We start from the raw sequence: 7,264 nt of genomic DNA on the forward strand, positions 1-7,264 counted from the left end.
GCGGGCTTGACGTCCAGCACCGGCGGCAGTTCGACAGTCCTGGCCGCGGCCTCATCGACGTCGCGGCGGGTGACGCGGACCGCATCGGCCGGCTTGGCCAGGGAGGCGTCCGACACCACCGGCGACTTCGCCATGGGGATCATCGTGGCGCTGGCGTCGGCGGTCTGGGTCTGATCGCGCCTTGTTTCGGCGGTCCTGGCCGCGGGCGTTTCCATCGAGGGTTTGAGATCGAGGCTGGCCGAAGACATCGCCGGCGCGGCGACGCGCATCGCCCTGGCGAGCGGCGCGACATCCTTGGTCGGCGCGGCCGCCACCGGCTCGGCCTTGCGCGCGACCAGCAGCGGATGGGCGATGTCCGACGGCGCAACTTCGCCGGGGGTGATGACGACGCGGGCGCCCATCCGGGTCCAGCTCCACATCTTGGTGGCGAAGGCCATCGGCAGGCGGATGCAGCCGTGCGACGCCGGATAGCCCGGCAGCGCGCCGGCATGCATGGCGATGCCCGACCAGGTGATGCGCTGCATGAACGGCATCGGCGCGCCGCTGTAGATGTTGGACTTGTGGTACTTGTTCTTCTGGATCACCGAGAACACGCCCATTGGCGTGGAGTGGCCCTTCATGCCGGTGGAGACCGGGCTTTCGGCATAAAGGCCGTTGGCGTCGTAAATCTTGAGGGTCTGACGGTCGATGGAAATCGCGATCACCAGCGGGCCGACCGGCCTGGCGGTTTCCTTGATCGGCTTCTCGATCCGGGGGCCGGCGCGCTTCGGCTTGCGCGGGCGCGGCTGCGGCTCAAGCGGCATCGGCTGCGACATCATCATCGGGTCGTCGTCCGACCAGAACACCGCGGCCTCCGCGCTCACGGTGCCGGCGAGGCCCGCCACCGCGACCAGCGCGATCCGCCATGCACGTCCTGAAAAAACAGTACTGTTGAGAAACCGACTCGTGTCGAACGTAGTATCCAGCCGTCGTATTGCCACGCTCAACATCCTCGAATCCGCTTAAAAACATTAGTCTCGCAGATGCGAAATGGGTTCACCAGCGCGAGATATCCGGTTACCGACCGATTGCCCGGTCAGGGTATCAAAAAAGCCTCACATTGAATTAACAGCGAGGCCCTGCCGCTTCCGAATCGCATTGGAATTACTAGATAGTTGGGATCACTCACGGAGAGTTGCATGACATTCGATGGTTCCGACGCAGCGGCCCGATCGTTCAGACCCGGCGTGCTGCCACGCAGCGTGGCGGCGCTGTTCACGCTGGTCGCGCTCATGGCCACGCCGGCGCAGGCGGCCGACGAACCGGACCTGATCTTCCGCCGCTCCACGGTGTTCAAGTGGATCAGCCCCAACGACAAGCTGGCCACCTACGGCGTGGACGATCCCGAAGTGGAGGGCGTCGCCTGCCACTTCACGGTGCCGGAAAAGGGCGGCTTCAAGGGCTGGCTGGGACTGGCCGAGGAGGTCTCGGACATCTCGCTGGCGTGCCGGCAGATCGGCCCGATCAAGTTCAAGGGCAAGATGGAGCAGGGCGACGACATGTTCCGGCAGCGCCGCTCGCTGTTCTTCAAGAAGATGCAGATCGTGCGCGGCTGCGACGCCAAGCGAAACGTGCTGGTCTACATGGTGTATTCGGACCGAATCATCGAGGGCTCGCCGAAGAACTCGACGTCGTCGGTGCCGATCATGCCGTGGGGGCAGGCGGACAGCGCGATCGCCAAATGCGGCGATTTCGTGCAGTAGCTGCTATTCGGCTGCCTGGTTGAAGGAGCGCTGCAGCCGCAGCCGTTCCGTGGCTTCGCTGCGGGCATCGACCAGCGCCTGCGGGTCGCGATACCCGACCAGTTGCACCATGTTCTGCGGGTAGCATTCGTTGCCATGGGCGCCATAGCCCTGCTGCGACATTGCGCCCTGGCATTTCGCGGGCGCACGCATCTTCACGTTATGGGTGTTGGCGTTAACAGGGCGTCCCGAAGCATCGACCGAGGCTTCGTTGCCTACATGCGCGTTGCTGGTTTCCACGGCTGCAGTTCCTTTTGATGAGGTGAATACAAACGCGCCATCGCCTGAAAAGGTTGCACACGCACCGCTACAGTCGCTTTAGCGGTGTTCTGGTTCAATTTTGTTAACGGCGTGCGACAGTTGCAAATTCTTCAGGTCGTTCGGAATCCTTCCGGTCGGGACGGTTAAGAAACGCTGACGCCGTTCGAACCGGTCCGCGCGCGACGGCGTCAGAGAAGCAACGGTTCAGCCATTGCTTCAGGAGACGGTCCGATGCGCACCCTCAGCTTCATCCTCGCTTTCGCTTTTGTGCTCGCCGGTCCGTCGATGGCCGGTGCAGAACGTGGCCTGCCGGGGGCAGGTAGCTTCGCCTATAACGGAACCCCGTTGCCCGCGAGTCCGGCGCCGATCATGGTCGCCGCAACGCGCTAGGGTCGGCGCCATCAGACGCTTTATTTTCACGGGCAGCTGTATTTTTTTGATCGAAGCCTGCCGGTAGGCGGGTGGCGGTGGCTGCGTCAGGCGGCTGAAACATCTCGGATTTTCATCGCCATGTGTCGTCGCCGCCCGCGCGATGAAACAATTCTTGTTGCCGACGAAACCGTTTTCGGGCCCGGCGCAGACATCCGGAAACAGCCGATGGTTATCCATTCGGCAACGAGGCGGCGGACAGCGCTGCCAACCCGGAGACCGTCAGATGCGCACCCTCAGCTTCATCCTCGCTTTTGCCTTCGTTCTCGCCGGTCCGTCGATGGCCGGTTCCATTGATGGCAACCTGCCGGGCATCGGCACCTTCGCCTATAACGGCGCGCCGGCGCCTGCCGATGCCGCGCCGATGGTTGTCGCTTACGCGCGCTGATCCCGACCCCAACCCGACAACGAGAAAAGCCATCCGATGATCCGACTTCGACCCTTTGCCGCCATTGTTCTCGCCGCCACCCTCGGAAGCTTCGTGACGGGCAGTGCGGCCCAGGCACAGATCTGGTCGTGGAAGAAACTGCCGGATCAGCGCGGCGAGTTCGTGCGTCTGTGCGCGCCGCACATGGTGGGGCGCTGGGCGCATCCGGAGTCGGTCTGCGTCTGCCTGCACGACCATGCGGTGGCGATGGTGGAAGACAGCGACCTGCGCGAGGCGCTGTTGCGCGGCATCAGCGAGCGCGGCGTGCCGACCATCGAGAACGACTGGGTGCCGGCCTCCAAACAGTCGATGATCAGCGCCACCTTCACCCGGATCGCCAAGCCGACGCTGCAATGCCTTTACGACCCGGCGACGTAGGCGGCGTCGCGACAAACCGCCTTTTCACCTCAGACAGCCTCTCCAACCATTCATGATCGCTGCGAAGTGATCCAGATCGGCGGCTTTGCCGCCGAATTGCGGTCGTTTCCTTGCTATTGCCGATGATAGCGTGACGCCGCGGCCGTCATGGGGATCGTCCGCGCGACAGGGAGAGTTTCGATGCGGCATGTGTGGATCGGTCTGGCGGTGGCAACGCTGGCGTTTGTCGCGCCGGCAGGGGCCGCCGACGCGACGAAGCAGGACACCAACAAGAAGGCCGTCCTGGAGTTCTACGAAAAGGGCCTGAACCAGAAGGACTTTGACGCCGCGTCAACATATTTCGGGTCGCGTTACGTGCAGCACAATCCGAACGCAGCAGACGGTGCCGAAGGCTTCAAGGGATTTCTCGGTTTCCTGAAAGAGAAATTCCCGGACTCCCACAGCGAGATCAAGCAGGTCTTCGCCGACGGCGACTATGTGATCCTGCACGTCCATGCGGTGCGCGAGAAGGGCACACGTGGCAACGCCATCATCGATATCTTCAAGCTCGAGGATGGCAAGATCGTCGAGCATTGGGATGTCGTGCAGCCGATCCCGGAAAAATCCGCCAATACCAATACGATGTTCTGAAGCCTGCGGGGAGCATCGCCAGTTCGGCGTTCTACTTGTCCCGGACGCGGTGCGGCACCCTTGTGCCGCTCCGCAGAGCCGGGATCGTACCAAGCGCGGAGTTTCGTGCGGTCCCGGCTTGGCGCGTACTACGCCGCAAGAGCGGCGCAATGCACCGCGTCGGGGACACGAGGTCGGCTACCGCTTCTTGGTTCCCAGCCGCGGCACGCATTTCTTGACCCGGGTGACGCCGGCGGTGGTCAGCGTGGTGCCGGAGATTTCCTTGATCTGGCCGGCCGGGCAGGACCCGTCATCGACCTGCACGCGCTGGCCGAGGCGCACGTCGGGGACGTCCTGCTCGCGCGGGAAAATCTGCATCTGCGCCATCGCGGGCGCAGCCAGCGCCAGCGATGCGAGCGCGGCGAACAGCCAGGCGGTCGGCCGGAGGGGATGCACGCGCGTCACTTGTTCTGCACCTTGAGGCCGTCCGGGCCGACATTGATCTGCAGGCCGGTCGGTTCCTTCTTGGTCTGGTACAGATTGTAGCCGAGCACGCCGATGCCGACGATCAGCGCGCCGATGATCAGAAAAAGCATGTTGCGGTTGGCCGGCATGAAAATCTCCACAGGGCTGATTTAATACGCACTCTAGAGACGCGCATCCGATTCTCAAAGCCGGGCCGTTAGCGCTTCAATCGCGCCGGTGATGGCTTCGAGGCTTTGACGATGCCGCTGCGACCGGTTCCACTTTCCGATTTGCGCTGTACTTGCAGCGCGGCCAGCGACGCCTTCGCCAGTCTTTCCGCCGACGCGATCAGTTGCGGAATCGGATGTCCGGCAAAGCCCAGCACGAAGCCGGGGATCGGACGGGCGCGCAGATAGGTGTCCGCCAGCAACCATCCCTCGACACCGGCAGCGGCCTTGGCCTGTGACGCGACGGCCGGCTCGGTGGAAGGGTCGAACCGCGCGACCAGATGCAGGCCTTGCGATGGAACCGGGACCGACAGCCGTCCGTTCGACGCCGTCGACAGCGTCTGTGCCAGCACGTCGCGAGCCTCGCGATACAGCCCGCGCATCTTGCGCAGGTTGGCGGCAAAGGCGCCGGAGTTCAGCATGTCCGCGACGGCGCCTTCCAGCAATGTGCCGGGATATCGATCGAGCGCGGCGCGAGCGCTCGTCACCGGGCCGACCAGCGTCTCGGGCAGGGCGCAATAACCGATGCGCAATCCCGGAAACAGCGTCTTGGCAAAGGTGCCCATATAGATCACGCGACGGAGATGATCGATGCCGGCAAGCGACAGCAGCGGCGCGCCGTCATATCTGAACTCACTGTCGTAGTCGTCCTCGAACACCCAGGCATCGGCCTCCTTTGCCCAATCAAGCAACTCCAGCCGGCGCGGCATCGACATCTGCACGCCCAGCGGAAACTGATGCGACGGCGTCACATAGGCCGCGCGTGCGCGCGGCGCTGCGGCACGGCCCCTGGCGACGCGCAGGCCGAACGCATCGACCGGCACCGAGACCGGGCGAGCGCCGCAATGCTCGATCGCTTTGCGCGCGGTGGGATAGCCGGGATCCTCGCACCAGATCTGATCGCCGGCCTTGAGAATGGCTGACAGCACGATGCGCAGTCCGTGCTGCGTACCCGAGGTCAGCATGATCTGGTCGGGATCGCAGCGCAGCCCGCGCGCCGTCAGCAGATGGTCGGCAATCGCTGCGCGCAACTCGTGGCTGCCGCGGGGATCGCCATAGTGCAGATGTTCGCTGCCGAAAGCGCGCAGCCGCCGTCCGGCAAAGGCTCTGAAGCGCCGCAAGGCCTGGCTGTCGATATGCGTGCAGCCGAGTGCCAGCGCACCGTGCGGCGGCTGTTCGATGACGGTTCTGGTTTTCGGCTTGTCATGCACCTTCGCCGGAATGCGCGCGGCGACAAAGGTGCCGGATCCGACGCGGGCCACTGCAAAGCCATCCGCGATCAGCCGCTCATAGGCGTCGGTGATGGCGTTGCGACGGAAGCCGGTCTGTTTTGCCAGGCTGCGCGAAGGCGGCAGCGCTTCGCCGGGTTTGGCGATGCCGCCGACGATGGCGTGGCACAGCGCCTGATACAGCCGTTCCTGCGAGGAGGCACCCTGGGTGACGTGCGGGCCGAGCAGGTCGAGCGGCAGCTCGTCCCTCTGCAGCGACGACGGAGAATTGGTCGGAATTTTTCGCATTGAATTGGCACTATCGCAGACCAAAATCGCCGATACAACTCGTTTGAACGTTTCCAGACCGCAAGGACATGCCGTGACCGACGCCACCGAGCCTACCGCCTATCCGCTGAGCCAGCGCAACCGCGTCAAGCGCCGCCACGACCGCGGCTTCTACGACCACGACACGGTGCACAAGATTCTCGACGCCTCGATGATGTGCCACGTCTCCTACGTGATCGACGGCCAGCCGTATTGCACGCCGACTTTCTTCTGGCGCGAAGGCACGAAGTTGTACTGGCACGGCAGCAGCGCCAGCCGGATGCTGAAGAACCAGACCGCGCATCAGCGCGTCTGCCTCACCGTGGCGTTTCTCGACAGCCTGGTGCTGGCACGCTGCGGCTTCAACCATTCGGCGGATTATCGCGCGGTGATGGCTTTTGGAAACGCCTACCTGGTCACCGATGCCGACGAGAAGGAGCGCGCCGGCATTGCGATGGTCGACCGGTTCTTTCCGGACCGCACCGCCAGCCTGCGCGCGAGCACGGCTCAGGAGATGAAGGCCACCTCGTTCATCGCCATGGAAATCGAGGAAGCTTCGGCGAAAATTCGCGCCAAAGGCGTCGCCGACGATGACGAGGATTATGAATTGCCGATCTACGCCGAGCGGATTCCGGTGCGCACGGTGATCGGCGCGCCGGAGCCGTGCCCACGACTGATGGACGGCGTCGAACGGCCGGCATCGTTGCACGGTTACTCGGAAGGCCGCCTGCTCGAAGACGCGCTGACAGATGCCTATTTTCTGCAATACCCCGGCAGCTGAGATCGGGCTAGGGTGCCGGCTCTCTTGATCCAAATTCCCAACGGGAGCTGCCGAATGACTGCCGCCGATACGCAACGCAAGATCCTGGACGCCGTCGATGCCGCCTTCGACGCGCAGCTTGCCACCACCCGGGACTTCGTTGCGATCCCCTCGACCCGCGGCGCCGAAGGCCCGTGCCAGGACATGATTGGCGATCTCTTGCGCGAACGCGATTACGAGGTCGACGACTGGCACATCGACGTCGAGGATCTCAAGGACTTGCGCGGGTTCGGCCCGATCGAGCACGATTTCTCGCGCGCCCGCAGCGTGGTCGGCACTTATCGCCCGACCACCAATACCGGCAAATCGCTGATCCTGCAGGGCCACTGCGA

General features: G+C 63.9%; 11 protein-coding genes and 1 pseudogene. 7 read left to right on the top strand and 5 right to left on the bottom strand.

Annotated elements, in window-relative coordinates:
• The coding region (locus JWR89_RS19435; RefSeq protein ID WP_299719109.1) for a L,D-transpeptidase family protein at positions 1-821 on the bottom strand (821 nt) is incomplete at its 3' end.
• A 450-nt stretch (positions 822-1,271) separates the two neighbouring features.
• Between JWR89_RS19435 and JWR89_RS19440 the strand changes: the two genes are divergently transcribed.
• Complete coding sequence (locus JWR89_RS19440; RefSeq protein WP_299719110.1) at positions 1,272-1,742, top strand: CreA family protein; 471 nt, start codon at positions 1,272-1,274, stop codon at positions 1,740-1,742.
• Positions 1,743-1,745: 3 nt separating this feature from the next.
• Here JWR89_RS19440 and JWR89_RS19445 read toward each other — a convergent pair whose 3' ends face one another.
• Positions 1,746-2,021, bottom strand: a complete 276-nt coding sequence (locus JWR89_RS19445; RefSeq protein WP_299719098.1) for a hypothetical protein — start codon at positions 2,019-2,021, stop codon at positions 1,746-1,748.
• 252 nt (positions 2,022-2,273) lie between these two features.
• Here JWR89_RS19445 and JWR89_RS19450 point away from each other — a divergent pair, with 252 nt between their 5' ends.
• The 4 genes from JWR89_RS19450 (at position 2,274) to JWR89_RS19465 (ending at position 3,906) form a co-directional block, all read left to right on the top strand.
• Positions 2,274-2,432 carry a hypothetical protein gene (locus JWR89_RS19450; protein WP_299719100.1) on the top strand — a complete coding sequence of 53 codons (159 nt, stop codon included), beginning with the start codon at positions 2,274-2,276 and terminating at the stop codon, positions 2,430-2,432.
• A 265-nt stretch (positions 2,433-2,697) separates the two neighbouring features.
• Positions 2,698-2,859 (top strand): hypothetical protein, encoded by a 162-nt coding sequence (locus JWR89_RS19455; RefSeq protein WP_299719102.1) that lies wholly within the window; start codon positions 2,698-2,700, stop codon positions 2,857-2,859.
• A gap of 36 nt (positions 2,860-2,895) precedes the next feature.
• Positions 2,896-3,276, top strand: coding sequence for a hypothetical protein (locus JWR89_RS19460; protein ID WP_299719103.1), 381 nt, complete (start codon positions 2,896-2,898; stop codon positions 3,274-3,276).
• A gap of 180 nt (positions 3,277-3,456) precedes the next feature.
• Positions 3,457-3,906, top strand: coding sequence for a nuclear transport factor 2 family protein (locus tag JWR89_RS19465; RefSeq protein ID WP_299719104.1), 450 nt, complete (start codon positions 3,457-3,459; stop codon positions 3,904-3,906).
• Positions 3,907-4,083: 177 nt separating this feature from the next.
• Here JWR89_RS19465 and JWR89_RS19470 read toward each other — a convergent pair whose 3' ends face one another.
• The 3 genes from JWR89_RS19470 to JWR89_RS19480 form a co-directional block, all read right to left on the bottom strand.
• Positions 4,084-4,341, bottom strand: a complete 258-nt coding sequence (locus JWR89_RS19470; protein ID WP_299719105.1) for a DUF6719 family protein — start codon at positions 4,339-4,341, stop codon at positions 4,084-4,086.
• A 5-nt stretch (positions 4,342-4,346) separates the two neighbouring features.
• Positions 4,347-4,499, bottom strand: a complete 153-nt coding sequence (locus tag JWR89_RS19475; protein ID WP_299719106.1) for a hypothetical protein — start codon at positions 4,497-4,499, stop codon at positions 4,347-4,349.
• Positions 4,500-4,567: 68 nt separating this feature from the next.
• A complete protein-coding gene (locus JWR89_RS19480) occupies positions 4,568-6,094 on the bottom strand; it encodes a PLP-dependent aminotransferase family protein (protein WP_299719107.1) in 1,527 nt (508 codons plus the stop codon).
• Between the two features lie 73 nt (positions 6,095-6,167).
• Here JWR89_RS19480 and JWR89_RS19485 point away from each other — a divergent pair, with 73 nt between their 5' ends.
• Positions 6,168-6,893, top strand: a complete 726-nt coding sequence (locus JWR89_RS19485) for a pyridoxamine 5'-phosphate oxidase family protein (protein ID WP_299719108.1) — start codon at positions 6,168-6,170, stop codon at positions 6,891-6,893.
• Positions 6,894-6,947: 54 nt separating this feature from the next.
• Positions 6,948-7,264: pseudogene (locus JWR89_RS19490) on the top strand (ArgE/DapE family deacylase); the annotation flags it as partial.

This window comes from Tardiphaga sp., from assembly GCF_028290785.1.
In the GTDB taxonomy this organism is placed as follows: Bacteria; Pseudomonadota; Alphaproteobacteria; order Rhizobiales; family Xanthobacteraceae; genus Tardiphaga.

Coding starts and splice junctions, on each gene's coding strand:
- JWR89_RS19460 (WP_299719103.1), top strand. CDS start 2,896: ATGATCCGACTTCGACCCTTTGCCGCCATTGTTCTCGCCGCCACCCTC.
- JWR89_RS19480 (WP_299719107.1), bottom strand. CDS start 6,094: ATGCGAAAAATTCCGACCAATTCTCCGTCGTCGCTGCAGAGGGACGAG.
- JWR89_RS19455 (WP_299719102.1), top strand. CDS start 2,698: ATGCGCACCCTCAGCTTCATCCTCGCTTTTGCCTTCGTTCTCGCCGGT.
- JWR89_RS19475 (WP_299719106.1), bottom strand. CDS start 4,499: ATGCCGGCCAACCGCAACATGCTTTTTCTGATCATCGGCGCGCTGATC.
- JWR89_RS19440 (WP_299719110.1), top strand. CDS start 1,272: ATGGCCACGCCGGCGCAGGCGGCCGACGAACCGGACCTGATCTTCCGC.
- JWR89_RS19465 (WP_299719104.1), top strand. CDS start 3,457: ATGCGGCATGTGTGGATCGGTCTGGCGGTGGCAACGCTGGCGTTTGTC.
- JWR89_RS19450 (WP_299719100.1), top strand. CDS start 2,274: ATGCGCACCCTCAGCTTCATCCTCGCTTTCGCTTTTGTGCTCGCCGGT.